The 595-nt window shown below is 68.7% G+C and carries 1 protein-coding gene; it reads right to left on the minus strand.

What is annotated here, in order from left to right; translation table 11 throughout:
• The coding region (locus tag AC1DRF_RS31530) for a prolyl oligopeptidase family serine peptidase (RefSeq protein WP_477742763.1) at positions 1-595 on the minus strand (595 nt) is incomplete at both ends.

Genomic DNA, 595 nt, shown 5'->3' on the forward strand with positions numbered 1-595 from the left:
TCGTTCGCCCCAGGCCACGATGCGGTTGTGATAGTCGACGCGATTGCTGGGCCGGCCCCGTTCGGCTTCGGCGTGCGTGCTCTGCGGATACAGCACGAGTTCGACCGGCGTGCGCGTGTAACGGATGAGATGCGCGAACACTTCCTCGGATTGGCCGCGCGGGCACCGCCCGTCGTTTTCGCCCTGCAGCAGTAGCGTCGGCGTGCGCGCGTTCGGGAGCGCGTCGAGGACGGACACGTCGTGCCAGCGCGCGCGGTGATCGGTCGCTTCGCCGTCCATCAGCCACGGGGTGACGTAGTGCCCGGTGTCCGAGGTACCGAAGTGCGACTCGAGGTTCGCGACCGGGGCACAGACGACCGCCGCGCGAAACAGATCGCTGTGGCCGATGGCCCACGCCGAAAGAAAGCCGCCGTAGGATTTCCCGGCGCAGGCGACGCGGTCGTCGCACACGCCTTGCGCTTGCAACCGACGAACGACGGCCTCGTATTGCGGCAGGTCGAGCGCGCCCCAGCGACCGCGCAGCCGGCGTGCGAATGCGGTGCCATATCCGGAGGAGCCCACGGCATCGGGTGCGACGATCGCCCAACCCTTCTGC

The sequence above is a fragment of the Priestia sp. P5_B4 genome, from assembly GCF_056400385.1.